The organism is Massilia sp. W12, assembly GCF_037300705.1.
Classification (GTDB): Bacteria; Pseudomonadota; Gammaproteobacteria; order Burkholderiales; family Burkholderiaceae_D; genus JACPVY01.
Window position 1 is genome coordinate 4,895,723 of record NZ_CP147776.1, and the last position, 23,952, is coordinate 4,919,674.

The window sequence follows — 23,952 nt, forward strand, 5'->3', positions numbered from 1 at the left end:
TCATGAATACGCCACATAAACTCGAACAATTACAACGCGCCGTTTTGCTCAAGCAATTGGCCAAAACCAGACAGGACGCGGCAATTCAGCCAAGCAGCTTGCCGCAAGCCGATCGCAGCCGCCCGCTGCCGCAATCCTGCGCTCAACAACGCTTATGGTTTTTGGCCGAATTGGGCGATGCCGGCAGCCGCGCCTACAATATGACCGGCGGCTGGCGGCTGAGCGGCGTACTGCAACTCGACGCGCTTCGCCAAGCCTTGGATTGCCTGGTGCAACGCCATGAAAGCCTGCGCACCACCTTCCACAATCTGAATGGCGAAGCGATTCAAGTGGTCACGCCGGCCGGCGCCGGCATGCCTTTGCGTGAACTGGATTTGCGTCCCGGCGCAGCGCTGGCGCAACACATGACCTTGGAGCAATTGATTGCGGCGGAAACGGAGCAACGCTTTGATCTCAGTCATGGCCCGCTGCTGCGCGCCACCCTGGCGCGTTGTGCCGACGCTGAACACGCCTTGCTGCTGTCGATGCATCACATCATTTCCGACGGTTGGTCGATCGGCGTACTGACCAAGGAACTCGCGCAATTGTATAGCGCGTTTGTCAACGGGCAGGACAATCCGCTGCCGCCGCTGACCGTGCAATACGCCGATTACGCCGCCTGGGAGCGAGAGCGCATGAGCGGCGCGCTGGTGGCGCGGGAAAGCGCATTCTGGCGCGCCACGCTGGCCGATGCGCCTGCGCTGCTACGCCTGCCTTACGATTATCCGCGCCCGGCAGTGCAACGTCACCTTGGACATATCATCCGTCTCATGTTGCCGCTCTCATTGCTGCAGCGTTTGCAGCTCTTATCGCAGCAACATGGCGTCACGCTGTTTATGAGCTTGCTGGCCGGCTGGGCGCTGGTGATCAGCCGCCACAGCGGGCAACAGGATGTCATCATCGGCACAGCAGTCGCTAACCGCATGCATAAAGCATGCGAATCCCTGATCGGATTCTTTGTCAATACGCTCGCATTGCGCATCCAACTCAAGCCGGAAATGCGTGTGGCGGACTTGCTGCAAAGCGTGAAACAAATTGCACTCGAAGCTTTTTCGCATCAGGAATTGCCGTTTGCGCGCGTGGTAGAGGCGGTGCAGCCGGATCGCAGTTTGAGCCATAACCCGCTGATCCAGGTTATGTTCGCCCTGCAAAACGCCGCCGAAGGCGAATTGCACATGCCTGGCTTGCGCGTCACAGCCCTGACCGCGCCGCACAGCACCACCCAATTCGATCTCTCGCTCTCAATGACCGAGCGGCCCGACGGGCTGGAAGCAGCGCTGGAGTATTCCAGCGATTTGTTCCAGCAAGCCAGTGTCGAACGCATCTTGCAGCAATTCCAAACCCTGCTGGAAGGCATGACGCAAGACGGGGATCAGACTGTGGCGCGGCTGCCCTTGCTGAATGCGCAGCAATATCAGCAATTGATCCGCGACTTCAACCGCACCGGGGCCGCCTTCCCGCGCCACGCCACACTGCCGCAATTGTTTGAGGCCCAGGTCGCCCAAACGCCGCAGGCTGAGGCATTGATCTTCCAAGAGCAACGCATCACGTATGCAGAATTGAATCAGCGCGCCAACCGTCTCGCCCATCTTTTGCTGCAAAACGGCGTGCAAAACGAAGACCGGGTCGCGATTTGTCTGCCGCGCAGCGCCGATATGCTGATCGCAATCCTGGCCACCCTCAAAGCTGGCGCCGCCTACGTCCCGCTCGACCCGGCCTATCCGGCCCAGCGTTTGAATTACATGCTGCAAGACAGCGCGCCGCAAAGCGTTATCAGCACAAGCGCCTATGCGGATCTGGCCGACTGGCCGGCGCACCGCCTGCTCTGCCTCGACAGCGTTGCCGCGCAGCTGGCAAGCCAGTCCGACGCCAATCCCGCCCTGCCCGCCAGCGCCGCCCAATTGGCGTATGTGATGTACACCTCCGGCTCCACTGGCCAGCCAAAAGGCGTGATGGTCGAACAGCGCAATATCATGCGCTTAGTGCTGGGCCAACAGTACGCCCCGATCACCGCCCAGGATTGCGTCGTGCATTGCGCCAATCCCGCCTTTGACGCCGCCACCTGGGAAATCTGGGCCGCCCTGCTGCACGGCGCACGCCTGCTGGTGATCGCGCATGACACCTTGCTCGATCCGCACGCTTTCGCCAATACGCTGCAAGCCGAACAGGCGAATGTGCTGCACCTGACCATCGGCCTCTTCAATCAATACGCCGATCCGCTGGCGCAAGTGTTCGGACAACTCAAATATTTATTATTCGGCGGCGAGCGCGCTGATCTCGGCACGGTCTTGCGTGTGCTCGGCCAGCGTCTGCCCGGCCGCCTGGTGCATTGCTACGGCCCGACTGAAACCACCACCTTCGCCACCACCTATCGCATCGCGCCCGGCGCCGCGCTGCCCGGCGCTTTGCCGATCGGTAAACCAATTGCCAACACCAGCATCTATATTCTGGATGCGCAGCTGCAACCGGTTCCACTCGGCGTGCCGGGTGAAATCTATATCGGCGGCGAGGGCGTGACGCGCGGCTATTGGCGGCAGCCTGAACTGACCCGGGAACGTTTCCTGCCCGATCCTTTCTCCGCCACTCCGCAACAGCGCATGTATCGCAGCGGCGACCTTGGCCGCTGGCTGCCGGATGGCAATATCGAATATCTCGGCCGCAATGATATGCAGATCAAGATCCGTGGCTATCGCATCGAACCCGGCGAAATCGAAGCCAAACTGGCCACCCTGCCTGAGGTGCAAGAAGCGCTGGTGATGGCGCGCGAAGATCAGCCAGGCAACAAGATGCTGGTTGCGTATATTGTGCCGGATCAAGCCAGGCTGCTGGCGACTGATGCGCTGGAGCAAGAAGCGGTCGCCACCTGGCAACGGGTGTTCGACGCCCAAGTCAAGGTCGATGACAATGCTGCGATTGACGCGGAATTCGACATTTCCGGTTGGAACAGCAGTTACACACGGCAAGCCATGCCGCCTGCCGACATGCGCGAATGGCGCGACGCCATCGTTACGCGCATCGCCGCCTTTGCGCCACAACGTATTCTGGAAGTCGGCTGTGGCACGGGCTTGCTCTTATTCCCCCTGGCGCGCCAGGCCGAACACTATGTGGGCGCAGATTTGTCCGGCCAAACCCTGGCCAGGCTGGCGCAACATATCAAGCGCGACCCGGGATTGGCGGCGAAAGTCGAATTGCACCAGATGCAGGCAAGCGATATTGGAGCCATCCCGGCGCAAACCTTTGATACCGTGATCATCAATTCGGTATCGCAGTATTTTCCAGATATCGCCTATTTGCAATCCGTGCTCAGTCAGGCTGTGCAACACATTTCAGGCAGCGGCCGCATCTTCCTGGGCGACGTGCGCCGTTATGCTTTGCTGTCCAGTTTCCATGCTGCGGTGCAAGCCAGTCAGGCGGAAGATTCTATGTCCCCCTCGCAATTACTAAGCCTGGTCAAACAACGCGTACTGACGGAACAAGAGTTATTGGTGGAGCCTGAGTGGTTCGATACTCTGCGCGCCGCCTTGCCGCGCATCAGCCATATCGAGGTCTTGCCCAAGCAAACACGTGCATACAATGAAATGTCGGCTTATCGTTATGACGTGGTGCTGCATATCGACGGCGCGCCGCCAGCGCAGCTGACGCCGCACTGGTTTGACGCCAGCCAGCTGCGCGCGGCAGACGATTTGCAAGCTTTATTCGATGTGGTGGATGCGCCGCTGTTCGGCTTGCTGCAATTACCGAATCCGCATGTGGCGGGGGATGCCCTGCTGCTGGAATATCTGCACCACGGCGCGCCGGTGCGCAATGTGGCGGAATTGCGCGAAAGCGTGCGCCAGCATTGCCCCGCCGGCGTGTACGCCACTGAGCTGGCGCAGCTGTGTGCGGCGCGCGGCTGGGGTTTGCAGCTCAGCTGGCGTCAGGGAGCGGAGAATGGCGCTTATGATGCGCTGATCCATCAACACGGCCCGCTTCCGGCATTTGATTGGCGACAGGCTCCGTCAAGGACAGGCTGCGTAGCAGACGGCCGCAAATTGCACAGCAGCCCGACGCTGGCGAAAACCATTGCCGGATTGCCTGCGCGTCTGCGGCGCGAATTGAGCGCCCTGCTGCCGGAATTCATGACGCCATCCGCCTTCATCGTGCTGCCAGCGATTCCGCTGACGGCGCACGGCAAACCGGATCGCAGCGCACTCCCGGCGCCGAATCTGCATCCCGCCAACAAGCTCAGCATGGCCCCGCGCACACCACTGGAAACCGCCATCGCGCAGGAATTCGCAGCCTTGCTTGGCGTGGAAAAAGTCAGCATAGAAGACAGTTTCTTTGACATGGGCGGGCACTCCCTGCTGGCGGTGCGTCTATTGAGCAAACTGCGACAAAGCCTGCATGTGGAATTGCAATTGCAAGACGTGTTCGCCACACCGACAGTGAGCGGATTGGCGCGCCGGGTGCAACAAAGCGGGAGCGGATCTGAAGCCGCCATCCCGCCCGTGTCGCGCGAACGCACACTGCCGCTTTCCTGGGCCCAGCAACGCTTATGGTTCCTTGACCAACTCGACCCCGCCGCCAGCGCCGCCTATCATATGTCAGCGTGTTTTGAACTCAGCGGCGCATTGCAAGCCACCGCGCTGCAAGCGGCGCTTGATGCGCTGGTGGCGCGTCATGAAACTCTACGCACCCGTTTTGCTGCAGACGCCGGTCAGGCCTGTCAAGTCATCGACACCGCCGAACGCGGCTGCGCACTTGAGCTGCACGATTTGCAGCACTTGCAAGACGCGGCGCAAGATGCGGCATGCGCGGCGATTATCGAAGAAGTGTTAACGCGCCGCTTCGATCTGCAACAGGGCCCCTTGTTCCGCTGCGCCTTGCTGGCCTGCGCCGAACAACGGCACATCTTGACGCTGGTGAATCATCACATCATTTCAGATGGCTGGTCGATCGGCATCCTGGTGCGCGAATTGAGCGCTTTATACCAAGCCTTCTGCGCGAAGCAGGCCAATCCTTTACCCGCGCTGCCGATTCAATATGCCGATTACGCGGTCTGGCAACGCCAGTCGCTGCAAGGCGAGGCGCTGCAGGCACAACTGGAATTCTGGCGCAGCGCCCTGGCCGGTGCGCCGCCCTTGCTGGAACTGCCAGCCGACCATGTGCGCCCGCCGCGCCAAAGCTACCGGGGTGGCGCAGTACCGCTGCATTTTTCGGTGGAATTGAGCCGCCGCCTGAAAGCGCTGGCGCAACGCAATGGCGTCACCCTGTTCATGTGTATGCTGGCCGGGCTCGGCGTGCTGCTGGCGCGTTTAAGCGGACAACACGATATCGTGATTGGCGCTCCCGCCGCCAATCGTCAGCGGCCGGAAGTGGAAGGCTTGATCGGCTTCTTCGTGAATACCCTGGCCTTGCGCATCCAATACGATCCCGCGCTCAACGTGGCGGAATTGTTGCAGCAAGTCAAAGCCAGCGCGCTGGCCGCCTACCAACACCAGGAACTGCCTTTCGAGCAGGTGGTGGAAGCGCTGCAGCCGGCGCGCAGCTTGGGTTACAGCCCGATTTTTCAGGTCATGCTGGCCTTGGATAGCGACGCCACACAAAGCGAATTGCAACTGCCGGGTCTGCGCCTGATCCCACGCGAGCAGCCATTCAACGCAGCACAATTCGATCTGGCTCTGACCTTGAGCGAACAACATGGCTGCATCAGCGGACAAATCGAATTCGCACGCGATCTGTTTGAAGCAGAAACCATACAACGCTATGCGCTGCATTTGCAAACGCTGTTGTGCGGCATGGCGGACGCCGACACGCAGCCCCTCGCAGAATTACCCTTGCTGGCGCCACAGCAGCGCCACATCCTGCTGAACGGATTCAACCCAGTCCCGCAGCGCAAAGCGGAATATGGATTAATCCATCAGATGGTGGCGGCGCAAGCCGCTTTGCATCCCGCTGCGCTGGCGCTGGAATATGAGGGCGTCCAACTCAGTTACGCCGAATTGGAACAACGCGCGAATCAGCTCGCGCATTTCCTGATCACGCGCGGCGCACGCCCGGATCAACGCATTTTGCTATGCATGGAACGCGGCATTGAGGCGGTATGCGCAATTTTGGGCATTCTCAAAGCCGGCGCCGCCTATGTCCCGCTGGAAGCCAATCTGCCATTAGAGCGTGTGATGCGGATTGCCGGCGACTGCGGGGCCCGCATCGCCCTGGTGGCAGGCGCAGGCGCGCTCTCTGACGCGCTAAGCGCCTTGCAAGTCCAGGTCTTCGATATGTGCGCGCCGCTTTGGCTGAATTGCCCTTCGAGCGCGCCACAGGTGAGCGGGCTGACCCCGGAACATCTGGCATATGTGATCTACACCTCAGGCTCCAGCGGGACGCCAAAGGGCGTGATGCTGGAGCACCGCCATATCGTCGCCTCGACCATCGCACGGAATGCGGTATACCAGCACTACACGCGCTTCTTGCATCTTTCTTCGCTTTCTTTTGACAGCTCGCTGGCCGGGCTGTTCGGGACCCTGAGCAGCGGCGGCGCGATATTCATGCTCGAACGCAGCGCAGCGCAAGATCCGCTGGAAATCGTCAACGCGATTTGCCGCCACCAGATCAGCAGCGTCGAATCAGTCCCCTTGCTAGCCCCGTTCATCCTGGAACGCCTGGAGGCGCGCGCTTATCGCGGTTTGAAAGAACTCGTGGTGGCTGGCGAAACATGTCCCGCCAGCCTGCGCGAGAAAGCCTTGCGCTTTGACCCGCCGTTAGCCTTGTTCAACGAATATGGCCCGACCGAGGCCGCAGTCTGGGCCACGGTGCATCGTTGCCAGGCCGGCGAACGCGGCCCGGTGTCGATTGGCAAACCAATCGCCAACTACCGGGTCTTTGTGCTAGATGCGCTACAACAACCGGTTCCAATCGGCGTTGCCGGTGAGCTGTACATCGGCGGCGATGGCGTGGCGCGCGGCTATTTGAATCAGGCGCAACTGAGCGCGCGACATTTCCTGCATTTGCCTCAGATCGACAGCGGACGCCTGTACCGCAGCGGCGATATGGCGCGCTGGCGCGCCGATGGCAATCTGGAATTCCTCGGCCGCACCGACGCACAAGTCAAAATCCGCGGTTTCCGGGTCGAACTCGAAGAAGTCAGATCACAATTACTGCGTTGTGATGGGGTGCGCGAGGCCGCCGTTTTCACCCGCGAAGACGCGCAGGGCGGTTTGCAATTGGCTGCCTGCCTGGTCGCCCATCCCGGCGCCGACTTGCATGCCGACGCACTGCGTCAGCAATTGCGCGGCATGCTGGCCGATTACATGATGCCGAATGTGTTTCTATTTGCGCCCGCGTTGCCATTGACGCCGAACGGCAAATTGGATCTGCCAGCCCTGCGCACGTTGGAAGGCGAGAGCATAGAGTCGCATCATGCCGCGCCGGCGCAAGGCGCTTTGGAAGAAAGCATCGCGCGCGCCTTCCAGGAAACGCTGGGCGGCAAGCTGCCAGGCCGTTTTGAGAATTTCTTTGCACTGGGCGGGCATTCTTTACTCGCGGCGCGCTTGATCGCCAAGCTCAGTCAAATGCTCGAACGCGAACTGCCGCTGCGTCTCATCTTTTCTCACCCCAGTGTGGCCCTGTTGAGCACAGCGCTGAGTGGGGAAAGCACCGCACAGCGCGCAGATAATTTGACGCAAATCCGCGTCGCAGGCGATTTGCCGCCACTATTCCTGGTACACGCCGGCGACGGCGAAATCGCCTATTGCCACGCACTCGCGCGCTGGATTACGCCGGGGCGGCCGATTTACGGCCTGTCCGCACTCGGTTTGAACGGCGAAACGGCGCCGCTCACAGATTTAAGACAAATCGCTAAAACATATCTGGCGCGCATCCGCAAAGTGCAAACGCATGGCCCTTACTGCCTGGCGGGCTGGTCGGCTGGCGGCAGTATTGCCTATCTGATGGCGCAGGAATTGCTGCAAGCGGGTGAGCAACTGCATTTTCTCGGCATGTTTGACACGCTCTGCGATTACCGCAACTTGCCACCTGCCTCCTCTGCCGCGCCAGCGCTGACATTGGCCGCCGGATTGCACGGCTACAGCCAGCACCGCATGGCGGTGCAGGAAGCGCTGGCGCAAGCCCTACTCAGCTATCAAGCTCTGCCGTTACAAGGGACAAACCCGGTCTGGCTGTTTGTCGCTGCGGAAGAAGAACGCGGAAACAACATCCAAAATTGGCGCAGCCTCTTGGGTCAACGGCTGCGCATCCGCTACGCGCCGGGCGACCATTATTCCATGATGGAAAACGCCCATATCGACAAATTGGGCGGCGCCATCAGCGCACTGCTGGATTGCGCTGATTTGGCAAACACGCATGCGCACGCCGCACATCGCAACACTTTTGAGGAAATCACATCATGACCGATTGCAAACTGAACCTGCTCGTACTCGCTGGCGAATATGTGGTCGCCCATCTCACTTCGCTGGCGCAATTGCATCCGGCCCCGCTCAGCGGGCAAGCAATGTATTCGCTCACCGTCACCCCGGATGAGCTTTCATTCATCGGCCCGGCCGGCATGATGCCGCCCGGATTACAAGCCGAAAGTCGCGGCTGGCGCTGCCTGCGCATTGACGGCGAACTGGCCTTTGATCAGGTCGGCGTAGTAGCCACGGTCAGCTCCGCCATCGCCGCTCAAGGCATCAGCGTGTTCGCCATTTCCAGCCACGACCGCGATCACTTTCTGGTGCAAGCCGCCGATTTGCCGCAAGCAATCCTGCAATTGCGCATGGCAGGCTGCAATGTGAATGAAGCAAACGTCTGAACTGTACAAATTGAATTGATTATGACTAAGCACAATACTAGCGAAAAACCGGCATTCAACTCGCGTCATCAGTTAGAAGCGCTGCGCAAACATCTCGAACGGGGCGACAGCATGATTCCTCTACAGGGATATTTCAATTTCACCAAGACCCCGCATACCTGGGTGGACGGCATGCTGCTGCGTGACTTCGGTCTGGAGCGCACCACCCGCACCTGGATTTCCGCACGCATCGAAATGACGCAATTGCTGGAAAAATTCGCTGCCTGCGACCCACAGGTAAGCGGACTGGACTATCCGCGCCACTATCCGGCGCGCATCCTGTTCGGCAACGCAGCGTTAGCGCAAAGCCAGGATGTGTTCCTGTATTTTCCATATGGCGCCAACATCGTCAGCGAAGATGAGCAAGATGTGTTCGGCTTTGAGCTGTTTGAAACCAGTGAACGGATTTTCTCGACCATTCACGCGCCATGCATAATACAAGCGCTGGATGCCGAGAGCGCAGCACTGTTTCACCGGCAATTATTCGGCTGCGTCCCGGAAACTTTGCAGTTATACGCCATGCTGCATGAAATGTCGCATCGCCTGGGGCCCTGGAAAGTCATCCCGAAAGCGGATCCACGTCTGAAAGTAGGCGGCTGGCGGCTGGCGGTGATGGGCGAACTGGCGGCCGACCTGACCTTGCTGCATGTCGCCAATATGTTCCCGGAATTGATGCTGCAAATCTTCTTAAACCGGATTTTTTGGTATGGCCGGCGCGGCTTCAGCAGCGATCGCAAACACGCCTTGCTGAATCAGGATAACGACGCGTGCGGCGCAGCCTGGTTATGGCAAAAATTCATGCAAAAAGGAGCATTGCGCATCCTTCACGGCCGCATCAACCTAGACCTGATGCTGTTGCGCAAAACTTTTGACGACTGCTATCACGAGGTGCTTGAGCTCGGCCAACGCCTGAGCAGCATGCAGGATGGTCAGAAAGAGGCGTTTGACGCGTGGCTGCAACAAACCGTGCCACATGAGGATGGTCAGCTGGTCTTACCGGCAAGCATGCGCGCCGTGTACGAACGTTGCGCCGGGGCGCCGGATGCGCTGCCGCCGCGCATCATCCCGACCAGCGGCGCCAGCCAATTCAGCCTTGCCGGCAATCCATGCTAAACGGCTGCCGCTTGCGTCCTGCGCTGGAATCGCAGGCACCTGAAAGAGAAAGTCACTTCCAGTTCAGGAGAAGCCAACAACCGTTGCGTATGCTCGTCCGTGACATGCCAGCCGTTCGGCGTCATGGTCGCCAGCGCCAGCAAATCGGCGCCATGCAGGCGCGCGCGCGCAACAATTTCCTGCTCTTCCAACGCATCGAACCACGGGGCCAGTTTGGCTTTCACTTTTTCAGCCTTGTCCGCTTCAATGTCGAGCAAGCCCAGCATGTCGCGCAATTCCTGCAAATGCGCATCGCCGGGAATAGTGACGAGCAAATGTCCGTGCGCCGCCAGCAGACGGTGAAATTCAGCAGGATTGCGCGGCGCGAAGATATTCAGAATCAGGCTGGCGCAGCCGCTTTGAAAAGGCAGGGTTTGATTGATATCCGCCACCACAAAACTCAGAGTTTGGTGGCGTTTGGCAGCCATTTTGATGGCTTCTTTGGAAATATCAGCGCCAAGCGCGGACAGGTTGCGTCCCTGTTGCAGCAGATGGGCGTGCAAACGGCCCAGGTAATAGCCTTCGCCGCAACCGAGATCCAGCAGCGCGCCAGCAGCGTCATGCGCCAGCGCCTTGCCCGCCATGGCGTTAAGCGCAGAGGAAAGCAGCGCATAATGACCAGCGTCCAGAAACGTGCGGCGCGCCTGCAGCATCTCCTTGGTGTCGCCACGTGATTTGCCGCGCAATAAATTGCAATACCCTTCCTTTGCAATATCAAAGGCGTGCTGCTTGTCACATGACAATTTACCGGGTGCATCCGCTAAGGCGGACTGGCACACCGGGCAACGCAAAAATTCGACTGCAAGCATTCGGATCAAACTCCATTTATAAACTGATAATTCATTTTCTGAGAGAAACCAGATCGGACGCGCAAGCTCATTTACAATATCAGCCCAGCCAGACGCCACCCGCCTTTCCTCAGATAATCGGCCCCGCAACTATAGACGAGAACAACTATGACAGGATTTTCGCCACTGCCAATTCAAGGCAAAAAGCCTCAATATTTTATATTACTCACAGTATTTCTTGACGTTGTGGGTTTTGGCCTGGTGGCCCCGGTCTTACCCGCTTTAATTCGCGGCTTATCCACGTCCGCACAAAGTCAGGCGCAATGGATAGGCATCTTAATGGCGCTTTACGCTGTCATGCAATTCTTCTTTACCCCGATTCTGGGCGCCCTGAGCGACCGCTTCGGCCGTAAACCGGTTTTATTGCTTTCTCTGCTGGGTCTGGCTGCGGGCGAGTTCATCCACGCCTGCGCCACCAGCCTGGCGGCGCTGGTGTTTGCGCGTCTGCTGACCGGCTGCACCAGCGCCACCATCGCTGTCGCCAATTCTTATATGGCGGACGTGACCCGGCCGGATCAACGCGCGGCGGCTTTCGGCAAAATCGGCGCCGCCTTCAGCCTCGGTTTCATCATCGGGCCGATGGCCGGCGGCCTGCTGGGCGAAGTCGATATCCGTATGCCGTTTTACGCCGCTGGCGCGCTGGCCGTACTCAACGCCCTGTACGGCCTGTTGGTGCTGCCGGAAAGCCTGCCGGCCGCTAAACGCAACCCGCTGAAATGGCACAATATGTCCCCATTTAATGCAATTGCCGATTTAAAACTGCTCCGCAACGCCTCTGGACTGGCCCCCATCATCGCGCTGTCGATTTGCGCCCAGGCCATTCTGCAATCGGTATGGGTGATGTATACCGAAACCCGCTTTGGCTGGACACCCAAAGACAATGGCGGCATGTTGCTGGCGATCGGCTTACTCAGCGTGCTGACAGAAGGCTGGTTATTAGGCAAATTGCTGCCGCGCTGGGGTGAGCAACGCTTGACCTTGATCGCCTTGCTCTCAGCCAGCGCCAGCTTCCTGCTATTCGCACTGGCCTGGCAACCATGGATGATGTACGCCATTGCCTTGATCACCTGCATGTCAGCGCTGAGCGCGCCAATCTTGCAAGGTCTGGTTTCGGCGGATGCGGATGCCGAACGGCAGGGCGCCACCATGGGTGCGCTGGGCGCGATCAACAGCATCATGATGGTCGCCGCGCCGCTACTGGGCACATTCGCCTTCAGCATGGTCAACCACATGCCGGCAGGCGACTGGCGTCTGGGCAGCAGCTTCCTGCTCAGTTTCGCCATCCAGAGCGTAGCCCTGTTGCTCGCCGTGCTGCACTTTAACAAACGCAAACCGGTCGCCACCACAAGCGCCAAACTGCCAAACTGAAAACGCGCCGCCATGTCTGTTTTGCAAGATTGCCATACTGTTGAAGATTTCGCCGCACTGGCGCGGCGACGTTTGCCGGATTACGCATACGACTTTATCGCCGGCGGGGCCGGACGCGAACTGGCGCTGGCGCGCAACCAGCACAGCCTGGATCAAATCGCCCTGGTTCCGCGCCTCGGCCAGCAAGTGCAACACCCCGACCTCTCACTGCGCTGCCTGGGTCAGAATTTCGCACTACCCTTCGGCATCGCGCCGCTTGGTCTATGCGGCCTGGTCCACCCACAAGCTGACTTGATGCTGGCGCGCTGCGCACAGCGTTTGCGCATGCCCTACATCCTCAGCTCCACCAGCAATCTGCCGCTGGCGCAATTAAGTCAAGCGCTGGGGGAGGCGCCCTGGTTTCAATTCTATGCGCCGCAAGCGCCGCAAGCCGCAGCACAAGCCCTAGCGCGCGCCGAACAACACGGCTGCCCGGTGCTGATCGTCACCGCCGATGTCGCCGCCCCAGGCAAACGGCTGCGCGATGTGCGCCATCGTTTGCAAATGCCGCTGCGCTGGAATGCGCGGCTGTTGGCCGCCACGCTCAAACACCCCTTATGGGCCTGGCGCCGGCTGCGCGCCGGCGCGATCAGTTTCCCCAATCTGGCCATGCCGGAAGAGGATTGCCGCACCTGGCCATTGCAACGCCTGATGGCCTGGCAAACCGGCGGCGCGCTGGATTGGGATGCGCTGGCGCAAATCCGCGCACGCTGGCCGCGCAAATTGGTCTTAAAAGGCGTGCTGTGCGCGCAAGACGCTTTGCGCGCGCGCGCGCTAGGCTTCGATGCGGTGTATCTCTCCAACCACGGCGGGCGCCAATTGGATGCCGCACCGGCGCCTGTTCAAATGTTGCCTGGCATCGCCGCCCAAGGCTTGCCGGCGGCGGAATTATTGCTCGATTCCGGCATCCGCAGCGGGGAAGATATCGCGAAAGCGCTGGCGCTGGGGGCTGGCGCGATCTTCCTCGGCAGGCCATTTCTGTATGCGCTTGCGGCCGGCGGCGAAGCCGCGGTCGAACGTCTGGTGGAATTGCTGCGCCAGGATCTGGCGCGCAGCATGGCCTTGCTCGGCATACCTTCCGCGCAACAGGCCGGAGAATGGCGAACGCAAGAAGGCGGCGCAGTGTATAACTGGCGCACCGCAACTTGATTGTTTGCTTGGACGCACACAGCGCGACCGCATTGCCCTCGCACTGACGGTTTAAGATATAAGCTTTCACTTTCCAAATCCGCCGCCATGACCGATATTTTGCTGCGCTACATCCATTTCTTCGGCATCCTGCTGCTAGGGGCCGCACTGTTTGCTGAAAATCTACTCTTGCGCCCCGTCTTGCAACAAGACGAGGTGCGGCGTCTGGCACGCATCGACGCACTGTATGGACTGGCCGCCCTGCTGGTGCTGGGCGCAGGCTTGAGCTTGTGGCTGATAGGGGCAAAGGGTGCGGCGTTTTATAGTAAAAATCCGGTGTTTCACGCCAAACTGGGCTTGTTTGCGCTGATGGGCTTAGCCTCACTGATTCCGACCGTGTTTTTCCTGAAAAACCGGAGCTTGCCGCAAGTCAACGCGCCAGCTTCAGTACGCTTGATTGTACGCATGCAGTTGCTGGCGCTACCTTTGCTGCCACTGCTGGCGGTTTTGATGGCGCGCGGAATAGGGTTGGAGCAATAGTGTAAACGTAACTATTCAGCCTTATACGGTACGCAAGGTGGGTAATTTTTTACGTACACATTATACGCCGTCGTCCCCGAATACCTTTGTCGGGGATTCAGAAACCTCTGGGTTCCCGCCCTCGATGAAGACATTCGAGGGCAGGCTATGCACGGGAACGACGGTTCGACCGTAGTGACTCATTGTTAATTCTCCACGCACTCAGGCTGAATAGAGACGTGTAAACTCATCTGCACCCGGAAATTTTACCAACGATACGAAAATGCCATTCAATCCCTTGAGGCAATCGTCATATTCCGGGAGTGTGTCGATTTTTCAAAGAAAAATCGACACATCAATAGTAGCATTTATATTGCCAGCAAAATACAATCAAAATCAAGCCGCCCGCAACTCGCCGCGCCCGCTTTTCGCCAGCAGGCGCAAAAAATTATGTCCGGTGATTAATTTTTCCTGTTCCGGCGGCAGACCCAGCAGGCGGATTTTGTGCAGTTCCAGACCCGGGTGCAGCCAGGGGCCATCGCTGCCGAACAGCACTTTATGCGCGCCGGCGCGCTGCACCGCCTGCTTCAATAAATCAAAACGGCGCACGCCGGAAGTATCGGTGTAGATATTCGGGTGGCGTTGTAAATGATCAATCAAGCCCACATGCGCGCGCCAATCGTCGGCGAAGCTGCCCAGATGCGGAATGATGAAATCCAGATCCGGGTATTCTTCCGCCAAAATCTGCGCCAACGCGACATTGCCGCCGACATCGTACAAAATCGGCAAACGCCATTCGCGCGCGGCTTCGCAAATCTCGCGGTTCAAAGGCGCGTCATGAAAATGCACCTTGATGCCGACAAAACCGTATTCCTCCACCGCACGCCGGATGAGGCGCGCGATCCGTCCCTTATCGCGTTGCGCATGAACGAAGGCGAAACCGTAATAGCGCGCCGGATTGGCCGCCACGATTTGCGCCACCTCGCCATTTGCGCGCGCATAGTCGCCATCAAAGGCGGCAAAAATCACCGTTTTATGAATCCCGGCCTGCGCCGCGCGCCGTGCATAATCCTGCAATGGCGCCACGGTGTTCCAGGGATCTGTCAATCCGTCCGCATGGCCGGCGTGGCAATGGCTGTCGATGATCATGCCGCCCTCCCTGGCTTACAGTTCCAACACAATATGCCCGCCTTCGCGATGCCAGGCCCCGCTGTTGCGCGAGGGGCCGAAGCCAAAGCCGCCACTGCCCACGCTGGCTGCCGCGCGATTGAATTGCGCTTGCGGCAAATGCCGCTTGACCGCGCCCAGCACCGCATTCTGCACCACGCTGCCGGCGTCCGCCGCCGGATTGGCTTGCGCTACCTGTCCCGCTGCGCTGGCGGCGATGCGCACAAAGCGGCGCGCCATTTCAAATTCCGCTTCTTCCTGCTCCAGATGGCCGAATTCCATTTCCAGGGCGTTCGACACCACCGTGCCCAGGGTTTTGCCGAGCATGGTGCCGACGCCCGGAATCGGAATCAGCGAACCGAGTGCGCCGCCGACAAAAGGCAGGGCTTTTTTGGCCAATCCTTTCAACACGCCGCCCAAGGGCTTGACGAATTTGCCCACCACCGAGCCGACTTTCTTGATGCCGCCCCAGACTTTTTTAAACAGATTGCCTAAGAAATGATTCAACTCAGCTTCGGAAGAAACTGACAGCAATTCCATCGCCAATTCCATTTCCGCGCCCGGGTGCAAGCGGTAAGCGTATTCGTTTTGCATGATTCCTCCACATTCGTGACAGATGTTTGACATGATGAAACTCCTTTGCGCAACTGCGCATGAATACCGTTTAAGCGAATAATTCAGCTTCCAACTCAGTTCTCAGGTTGACCAGCGTCCCTCGCAAATTCCCACGCTGAGCATTCAGGTTTTTTTCCAGGCGGCTGGCGGTATCCACATCTGGCGTGATGGTGTAATACACCATATATTGACGCTGCAAGCCGACCGGAAAACTCAACTTATGCAAATGCTCAACCATGCGCCTGCGCAAATTGTTAGTGCACCCGCTGTACGCCATGCGCTTGCCTTGATGTTCAAAAGTAATCAAATAGGCTGCCGGCTTATTGTTCAGCTGCATGTTTTTCACAATGTCCTGAATCGGAACTGCGGCGCGCCGCCCGCCTGCTTTGAAGCTGTCATATTGGGCAAAATTGCCGCCATCCTTATCCATTTGCAACATCCGATAAATCGCTTGCGGAATCTCGCCTTCGCCGCCGCCCGCCGCTGGCGCACTGTCCGTCCCCGCATCCGGGGCCGGCGCATCAGCGCTATCCGCCGCCGCTTGCGCATGCTTGCAGGTGCAAGGTTTGGCTGCGGCATCGTCGCCGCCAAATGGATTGGGATTGGCCTGGGCCTGATTCAAGTCGCCGCCCGGGGCCGCATCCGGCGCCGCGCTTGAGGCGCCGAAAGGATTGGCGTCTGCCGGATTGACGCCTCCCAACGCGCCATCCGGACACTGTGCGAACACATTTCCTCTCATCCCTGTATCCGGGGCCGGGGCTGGCGTCGCATCAAACGGATTCGCCGCCTGGGCTGGCGCAGGTTCCGCCGCCGCAAAAGGATTCGCGCCTGGTTCCTGATTAAATCCCGGCGGCGGCCAATATTGGGTGCGCTGCGAATCTATCCAGTAATTTGAGCGTGGCCGGGGACGCGGCAAACCGCGCACCGTAACACGCCGCTTGGGCGGCATCCCGTTTTGTCCCTGGCGCTGGCCTGGCGTGCTGCGCGGAGTTTGCGGCTGCGCCTGGCGATACGGCTTGCTGCTGTTCGCCTGTTGCAACATGCGACGCGTGTTTTTATCCAGTAAACCGCTGACCGGCAGACCATTCAAGCGTTGAAAACGGCGCAAAGTGCTGCGCGCCTGCACATCCAGCACGCCGGAAGTCGGCAGTTTCAAGCCGAATAAATGATTCAATTTGCTTTGCACTGCACGCACATACGGGCTGCCGCCGCGCGTAGCGCCTTGTGCGTTCTGGGCGCCGGCCTGCGCCTGCTGAGCGCGTGCTTGCGCCCAGAGTGTGCGCGACGGCTGGCCCGTACCTTGGGCCTGACGCCGCGCCATATTCTGGTAAGCGCTGTAACTCATGCCAATCTTAGTCCCGCGTGCGCCGCCTGAGCGCCCGCCCTGGGTGCGCGCTGCGCTGCCGCGCAACTGCTTCATCGCCGCGCGCAAACCGGCCTGATAACCAGCTTGAAAACCGCTGCTGGCGGCGCCCCCAGCGCCGCCGGCGCGGCTGCGACGCGGACGCAAAGCCCCGCTGCCCCCGCCATAGCCGGCATAGCCGCCCCAGCCGCGCGCCGCATATTCGCCTTCCGCTTCAAACGCTTCTTGCGTCTCATCCTCGAATTCAAATGCTGAATGCATGATCCCTCCGCTCTATTCCATAAACATCAGATGGTTGTCGTTGCAGCCAATCGGCAATCAGCTGCAATACGAATGCGATCTGCTCCCGCTCATGATCCGCATTCAGAATGAAACTCAAACCGCGTGCGGCATTGCGCAATAAGCTGCGCACCCCGCGCCGCCGCAAAAACCGGTACAAATCCGCCCAATCCCACGGCCCCAGCAAGGTTTGCTGCGGAAACAGGCCGCCGCCGCTCTCCAAGCCGAGTTGCGCGACGCCTTGCCGCCAGTGCGCCAGATTGCGCCACAAACGTTGCCGGCGCGCTTCGCCTTCTGTGCCGTTCAAGGTCAGCGCGCGCAAGGCGGCGTTGACAGCTGCTTGATTCGGCGGGCTGCTGTGCTCACGCGTGGCGGCGCGCATATCAAACTCAGCAATCAACTCTCGCGCACCGGCCAATGCCGCCAGCGGTGCGCCAAACGCTTTAGCCAGACTGCTGCCAACTAACACCGGCGCATCCTGCAGGCCAAAGCGTGACACGCTGCCGCCGCCACCCACGCCGCAGGGATGTCCCGCTTGCGGGGCATCAAACAAACCCAGCGCCTGCGTGTCATCCAGCACCAGCAGCGCGCCATATTGCTGCGCCAATTCGGCATACTGCGGCAGCGGCGCAAAGCGGCCCAGGGCCGGGGTAAAGCCTTCGCTCACAATCACCGCTTGCCAACCCTGCGCGCGGGCTTGCTGCAAATGGCGCGCCAAGGCTTGCGCATCATGCGCGGCGAAACGTTGCACGCGCGCGCCGCGTCCCTGCGCCCGTTCGACGCCCCAGCCCAGCACCGGATAACAGGCGGCGTCAAACAAAATCAGGCAGCGCGCATGCGCCAATAAACCAAACAAATCCCAAAACAAATGCAAGCTGGACGTGCATAAAGTGGCGGCGGGCAGACCTTGCAAACGCGCCAGCCCAGCCGCCAGGCGGCGGCTGCCCGGAACCTCGGCCAACCAGGCCGGCTGTCCCGTGGTCAGCGCGGCCCAGCCTCCCAGCGTGTGCGCCGGATGGCGCCAGCCGAGATACAGCGCGTTTGCAAAATCCAGCACGCCTGGCCTCACGCTGCGCGGTGTTGCTGATCCAGACGGCGTTGCAACAGCACCGACGGCATGGTGGCGTCCACCACGGTGTCTGTCGCTGTGCCGGTCAGATCCACCCCGGTGGCGGCGCGATAGGCGTGGATATAGCCCTGGATTTGCGGACGCCAGAAACGCGCCCAGTTAAAGGCTTGCGACGGCTCGAACACATCGCTCCAGGCGCCGAAACGCACCGACAGCAAAATTTGTTCGCCGAACATGGCCAGGCTGCGGAAGTGCAACACGCTGGTGTCGCCCCAGCCTTGCAGCTTCTTCATCGAATCCACCCTGTCCATCCACGGTTCCGGGTATGCCACCATGATGCGGGTCGGCAGGAATTCGCGGAATTCGGGACGCGCCAGCAACCATTGCTGCATCAGCATTTCGACCCGCGCCACCGAAGGCAGATCGCCATATTGATTGTGCGCGCCTTGCGACAGCACCAGATGCACTTCTTTGAGCGCATTCAAGACCGGGAAGGCGTCGGCTTTCACGGTGGTGTCGTCATCCTGGCGGAAGAATTGCGAGCACATGCGCAGCAGGTGGTGGAAGGCTTCCAGGAATTTGGAGCGCGTATCCGCCGGACGGAAATCACGCACCGCCTTGCCTTCCAGGCGCAAACCATAGTGATGGTCGTATTCATAATTGCGGCGCACCACGGTCAGACGATTTTGCTCGTCTTGCAGATAGCCCCACAGCAGATTATTCAGGGGACGCAGCGGATCGGTTTCCAGATTCGCCAGCGGATCATTGCCCTGCGGCGCGCGCACGTTTTGAAAGCGGCGCGTGATCGCGTTGGTGGTCTGCACCAGCATGCCTTCTTCCTGCCAGTAAGACCAGATCAATTCCAGCATCAGCGGATAGCGCAGGCGCTCTTGCACCATGGAGTAGCCAAGCTGGGTTTCCATCGTATTCAGATTGGCGATTTCCAGCTCCGGCAGTTTGCGCCGGATCAGCGCCAGATAGGGCAGCAAGCGGTTTTCGCTGCCGGACGGATCGCGCTGCAGATATTCATTATCGTAAGTGTCGCGTGTCATGCCGCGCGCATTAATGTCGCGCGAATCCATGTATTCGAGCGGCTTGGTGCTGACATCATCGCCCGGAAGCCGGCTGCGGGTCGGCTCCAGCTTGGCCGGATCAACCCCGGCATTCACCATCACAAAGGCTTCCGTCGCTGCGCGCAGCAAGCGATACGCTTCGCCATTCATGAAGGAAATGCTGCGGGTTTGCTTCATGCGCTGGAATTCCTGCATCAACGCGCTTTTGTCAGTGGCGCGCTGGCCGTCGATCACCAGGCCGATGAAATTGCTGTAATTATCAAAGGACAGGGCTTCCGTGCTTTCGCGGATCGAATTCCACAGCGATACATCTTCATCCGCCGGTGAATCAGTGCGCCCGATTGTCACGTTCACGGAATCGCATCCCGTGCCCCCTCGCATTGTATCCATTGCATTTGTCATGATTTCGATCTCCGTTGTTACCACAAACTGCGCCACAGGCCTTACTTTCTCCCCCAGGCTGGCCGCCTCGGTTGGCCCCATCAAATTCCCTGTACTGCTGGTCAGCCAGGTGTTCTGCAAAGCTGGAATGCTGAATTCAAACGCAAGCTGCAAGCGTCCTTCCTGCTGCAAACGGGTGGCGAACACACCGCTCTTGCCGCTCACCGCCTGCAAATCCGTATTCACCGGACGCGCCCGCACATGGCGGTCATAATCGTGCTCCAAAGCCACTTCCAGACGCTCGCCCACCGCCGGCAAACCCTGCTTCGGGCGGCCCGCCTTGTCATAGCTCTGGAAATGCATCTGCACGTCATAATCAATGCAAATTTCCGCATAATTGCGCCCGGCTTTCAGCTCCAGCGCAAATGGCGGCAGCTTCGGCAAATGTGCATATTCGGCATAGTATTTGCCAGGTTTTAAGCTGCGGAATTGCAGTGTCCCGTTTTCCTTGGTCAGCGCGCTGCGCAAAGGTTTTTTCGGTGTCCAGGTATTGCTGTAAGCATCGCCTGCGACCTCTTCCAATTGCGGCTCATCCGCCAGCGCCACATCCGCCGGATACAGATTGATGCAGGCAAAGCGGATCGGGCTGTTGCGCGATTTTTCCTTTACCAGCAAATCCAGAATGGCTTGCTTTTCCACCGGCTTTGGCTCGACCGGCACGGCTTGCGCCGCGCTGTCGCTGGCGGCATTCTCTTGCCGCTCTGGCTGTTGTTCTGTGCTGGCCATAGATTCTCCTTGTTCAGCGTGGCGCGCCATGCATCAGATGGCGGCGCGTGCGAAACCGCGCTTGCGGCATGGGCTGGGTGCGCCGGCGCCACACATCGGCTTGCGGCGGACTGTCCATACCTGTCACTTGTGCAGCGCTGCGCCCGAGCGAGATGGCGCAACTGCTGCTGGTGTTCAATGAATTTTGCAAAGCCCAGTGCGTCAACAGCTTGCCCAGCACATCGCTTTCCGCTTCCGGCGTTAAGCTGCCATCCACGCGCGCCTGGCCAAACACCGCAAACACCAACGAAGGCGGGGCTTGATACATTTCATGCGGCGCGGCGCGCCAAGCGGCGAACAGACGCGCTAACTGCGCCGGCTGGCGTTGCTCGATCTGGCACAGCTCCGGCAGACTGTGGCCATGCAAGCTGGCCGGGCGATGCGCCAGCAGCAAGCGCACAAAAGCCGGAATGCTGCGTTGCAAATCGCGATACAAACGCAAACGCTGCGGCGCCAGACCTTGCAGCGGGTAGTACGAATCCCACAAGCGGGACAGACGCCGCCATTGCGGGTGCGGGTACAGCGCATCGCCGATGGCGCAGCTGAGCATCACGCGCAGCCATGGCACCGGGTGCGGATCGTTGCCGCTCAAGCGCAGCACAAACAGGCGCGGCAGCGAGAGCACCGCGATCAAGCCCATGGTGGACGCCACCCCGACCCGGCTCACGGCCCAGAAATCGGCCACAATTTCAGAAATCCAGGTTTCCCACCAATGCCAGGGATCTTGTTCCGGCGCGCCGCCATGGCGGCCCTGCATGGCCTGGATTTCCGGGCGCAAGCTTTGCGCCAGATCCAGCAAGGCGGCGGCCTGATGCCCGATTTCATGCACCAGCGAAGAGGCGATTCCGGCCCCCACCATGCGCTCGCGCGGAATGCGCACAATCGCCACCGGATTCTGTCCCCCGCCCGGAAGCCGGGTGCCGGCGCGGCGGATCGCCGCACCGGGGCCGCGATCCAGATAACACACCACCGGCGGCGCCTGGTAGTAGTCGCCGGGCAGGCGCAGGGTTTCCGCGCACACCACATCCAGCCCGGCCAGCCAGACCCCGTTTTCACATTCGCTGCGCTGCGTGATCACTTCGGAAAACAAATCCACATGCGTCAGCATGGCGTTAAAGCGCAGGCGCAGAAAGGTGAACCTGCGCTGGCCTTCGGCTTCATCCGCAAATTGCGCCTGCGGACTGCGCAGCCAGCGCAGAAATTGCATGACTTGTCCCCGCAATTGCCGCCGGCACAGCGCCACATGACGCTCAATCGCGCTCTGCGCGCCGGGCTGCAAGGCGGCAGCCGGCACCATCGGTTGCAGCAACGCGAAGGGCTTGACGCGGGTTAAGCGCGTCAACAGCGAGCGCGCTTCCTGTCCCAGCATCCAGGCGGCAAAAGGGTGGATGGCCATGGCTTACACTCCGTACAGGATCACCTTGTTACCACGGCGCACCCAGCGCCCGCTCTGCGCATTGGTGCTGCCTTCAAACACTTCGCCGTACTCACCGGCATATTCACCCGCATATTCGCCGGCATATTCCTGCTGCGCCGCGCCGCCGCCTTGCAATTGCAGCAGACCCGGAATGTATTGACGCGCAGCGGCCAGCGCAGCGCTGCGTGCAGCGGCTGCCGGATTGCCGCGCGCTTGCAGCATACGGCGCGCCACATCGCCCGCCATCCGCACAAATTGTTGTGCGCCGGCGAATTCCATTTCCTCGGCTTCCATGAATTCCATTTCGCCCAGGCCCAGGCGGCTTTGCGCCAGATCAAACAGGCGGCCACTGAGAGCGCTGCCCAGGCTTTGCCCGGCCTGGCCGCCATATTTGGCGCCGAGCGAACCCAGGGTTTGCGCAGCTTGTTGACCGAAGATGCCGCCGACTTTATTGCCCAGCCATTGGCCAGCGGCGGAACCGCCGCGTGCACCCAGATTGCCGGCTGCGGCCTGGATCCCGGCCTTGCCGCCAGCGGCGTTGATCAAATGATTCGCCCCGGCTTTCATGGCGGCGGTGGCGGCGCCTTTCAATGCCGTGCCGGCGGCTTGCACCTGCGGGCTGCTCAAGGCCCGGCCAATGGTCGAGCTGGCTTGTTTCAGCACTTTGCCGAGGAAGTGATTGAGTTCGGCTTCGCTGTTGATTTCCAACAACTCTTGCGCCAATTCCATTTCCTGCGCTTCGGAAAATACTTCGCCCCATTCACTGGCGAATTCGCCGGCATATTCAAATTGTTCTGCTTCAAAAGCTTCGCCGGCGAATTCCATTTGGGTGCGGTCGATGTCGTGCATGATGTTTCCTTTCGTTTATCTGGTGTCGCAATCGTCAGAAATGCAGTCAGAGATGAATCACAGGCCGTAGATCACAATCTTGTTGCCCCGGCGCACCCAGCGTCCGCTGGCCCCGCCCTGGTTCGCCACCGCCGGCGCGCTGCCGGCTTGCAGCAGGCCGGGTGCGTGTTGCCGCACCGCAGCCAGGGTGGCAGCCTGCGCGACTTCGCCCGCTTGGCCGCCATTGGCTTGCAGCGCGCGTTGCACGGCGTCGCCAGCCAGGCGCACAAAGGAGCGTGCGCCTTCAAATTCACGGTCTTCCTGTTGCATGCTTTCCATTTCAAAGGCGTTCGCCGCCATCGACGCCAGGCTGCCGCCGATCTTGGCCCCGAGCGGCCCGCCGACGTAGGCGCCAAGCGCGGTGCCGGCAATCGGCAGCGCTTTTTTCGCCACGCCTTTCAGCATCGAGCCAATGGCCTGTCCCGCCGGTGAGCTGACCGCGCGGCCAATCGCCGAGCCGGCGGAGCGGATCAATTTGCCGAGGAAGTGGTTCAATTCCGCTTCGCTGTTAATCGCCAGCAATTCATGCGCCAATTCCATTTCCTGCGCTTCGGAAAACACTTCGCCGCCGCCATAGTTGAACTCATGCTGGGCGAACTCGAAGTTTTCTGCTTCATAGGCGCCTTCGTGCGCCAACTCCATCTGGGTGCGGTCGATATCGTGCATGCTGCGCTCCTTCTGTATAGGAAAATCGGTTGGACATGTCACACAATGAGACTGACATGCCAGTCCTATTGCAAAGCGCGTGCCAGCTTGGCGTTTTGCCGCCCGCACTGGGCAAGGCATTGCCGCATGGAAACGAAGTGCGAAGCGGGTTTCGGAAAACGGGCGAAAAGCGCTGCGGCGAGCGAAAATGGCTTCGGGGTGGGTTGCCGCAGGGAAATTGCAGGAGCGGCATTAGTCGCGAACACCGGTGGATGCTTTGCTACGGTGCGTATTCGCGGCTAAAGCCGCT

Annotated in this window: 15 protein-coding genes; 6 read left to right on the top strand and 9 right to left on the bottom strand. The window is 60.0% G+C overall.

Going from position 1 to position 23,952, the window contains the following annotated elements; genetic code table 11:
* The first annotated feature begins 2 nt into the window (after nucleotides 1-2).
* Genes V8J88_RS19915 through V8J88_RS19925 form a run of 3 tightly spaced genes read left to right on the top strand, consistent with a single transcriptional unit; the run spans nucleotide 3 to nucleotide 9,979 of the window.
* A complete protein-coding gene (locus V8J88_RS19915) occupies nucleotides 3-8,426 on the top strand; it encodes an amino acid adenylation domain-containing protein (RefSeq protein WP_338846005.1) in 8,424 nt (2,807 codons plus the stop codon).
* Nucleotides 8,423-8,827 carry an ACT domain-containing protein gene (locus tag V8J88_RS19920; RefSeq protein ID WP_338846006.1) on the top strand — a complete coding sequence of 135 codons (405 nt, stop codon included), beginning with the start codon at nucleotides 8,423-8,425 and terminating at the stop codon, nucleotides 8,825-8,827. Before V8J88_RS19915 ends, V8J88_RS19920 begins: the two co-directional genes overlap by 4 nt.
* Nucleotides 8,828-8,848: 21 nt before the next feature.
* The gene (locus V8J88_RS19925) at nucleotides 8,849-9,979 is read left to right on the top strand and encodes a hypothetical protein (RefSeq protein WP_338846007.1); all 1,131 of its coding nucleotides are present in this window, start codon (nucleotides 8,849-8,851) and stop codon (nucleotides 9,977-9,979) included.
* Here the strand turns inward: V8J88_RS19925 and V8J88_RS19930 are convergent.
* On the bottom strand, nucleotides 9,976-10,827 hold the full coding sequence (locus V8J88_RS19930; protein WP_338846008.1) for a putative RNA methyltransferase: 852 nt from the start codon (nucleotides 10,825-10,827) through the stop codon (nucleotides 9,976-9,978). The two genes, V8J88_RS19925 and V8J88_RS19930, sit on opposite strands and share 4 nt — an antisense overlap.
* Before the next feature lie 147 nt (nucleotides 10,828-10,974).
* On the opposite strand from V8J88_RS19930, the gene V8J88_RS19935 reads away from it, so the two are divergent.
* The 3 genes from V8J88_RS19935 (at nucleotide 10,975) to V8J88_RS19945 (ending at nucleotide 13,941) form a co-directional block, all read left to right on the top strand.
* Nucleotides 10,975-12,234, top strand: a complete 1,260-nt coding sequence (locus V8J88_RS19935) for an MFS transporter (RefSeq protein WP_338846009.1) — start codon at nucleotides 10,975-10,977, stop codon at nucleotides 12,232-12,234.
* A 12-nt stretch (nucleotides 12,235-12,246) separates the two neighbouring features.
* Nucleotides 12,247-13,422: an alpha-hydroxy acid oxidase gene (locus V8J88_RS19940; protein WP_338846010.1), complete on the top strand. Its 1,176-nt coding sequence runs from the start codon at nucleotides 12,247-12,249 to the stop codon at nucleotides 13,420-13,422.
* An 87-nt stretch (nucleotides 13,423-13,509) separates the two neighbouring features.
* Nucleotides 13,510-13,941: a DUF2214 family protein gene (locus V8J88_RS19945; RefSeq protein WP_338846011.1), complete on the top strand. Its 432-nt coding sequence runs from the start codon at nucleotides 13,510-13,512 to the stop codon at nucleotides 13,939-13,941.
* A gap of 375 nt (nucleotides 13,942-14,316) precedes the next feature.
* Here the strand turns inward: V8J88_RS19945 and V8J88_RS19950 are convergent, their stop codons facing one another.
* The 8 genes from V8J88_RS19950 to V8J88_RS19985 form a co-directional block, all read right to left on the bottom strand.
* Nucleotides 14,317-15,069 carry an amidohydrolase family protein gene (locus tag V8J88_RS19950; RefSeq protein ID WP_338846012.1) on the bottom strand — a complete coding sequence of 251 codons (753 nt, stop codon included), beginning with the start codon at nucleotides 15,067-15,069 and terminating at the stop codon, nucleotides 14,317-14,319.
* Nucleotides 15,070-15,084: 15 nt separating this feature from the next.
* Nucleotides 15,085-15,681 (bottom strand): hypothetical protein, encoded by a 597-nt coding sequence (locus tag V8J88_RS19955; protein ID WP_338846013.1) that lies wholly within the window; start codon nucleotides 15,679-15,681, stop codon nucleotides 15,085-15,087.
* Nucleotides 15,682-15,751: 70 nt separating this feature from the next.
* Nucleotides 15,752-17,326: a peptidoglycan-binding protein gene (locus tag V8J88_RS19960; protein WP_338846014.1), complete on the bottom strand. Its 1,575-nt coding sequence runs from the start codon at nucleotides 17,324-17,326 to the stop codon at nucleotides 15,752-15,754.
* Nucleotides 17,310-18,401, bottom strand: a complete 1,092-nt coding sequence (locus V8J88_RS19965; protein ID WP_338846015.1) for an aminotransferase class I/II-fold pyridoxal phosphate-dependent enzyme — start codon at nucleotides 18,399-18,401, stop codon at nucleotides 17,310-17,312. The genes V8J88_RS19960 and V8J88_RS19965 overlap by 17 nt, the downstream gene beginning before the upstream one ends.
* 8 nt (nucleotides 18,402-18,409) lie before the next feature.
* Nucleotides 18,410-20,653, bottom strand: coding sequence for a hypothetical protein (locus V8J88_RS19970; protein WP_338846016.1), 2,244 nt, complete (start codon nucleotides 20,651-20,653; stop codon nucleotides 18,410-18,412).
* 13 nt (nucleotides 20,654-20,666) lie between these two features.
* Complete coding sequence (locus tag V8J88_RS19975) at nucleotides 20,667-22,088, bottom strand: hypothetical protein (protein WP_338846017.1); 1,422 nt, start codon at nucleotides 22,086-22,088, stop codon at nucleotides 20,667-20,669.
* 3 nt (nucleotides 22,089-22,091) lie between these two features.
* The gene (locus V8J88_RS19980) at nucleotides 22,092-22,958 is read right to left on the bottom strand and encodes a hypothetical protein (RefSeq protein WP_338846018.1); all 867 of its coding nucleotides are present in this window, start codon (nucleotides 22,956-22,958) and stop codon (nucleotides 22,092-22,094) included.
* 57 nt (nucleotides 22,959-23,015) lie between these two features.
* Complete coding sequence (locus tag V8J88_RS19985; protein WP_338846019.1) at nucleotides 23,016-23,663, bottom strand: hypothetical protein; 648 nt, start codon at nucleotides 23,661-23,663, stop codon at nucleotides 23,016-23,018.
* Nucleotides 23,664-23,952 lie beyond the last annotated feature (289 nt).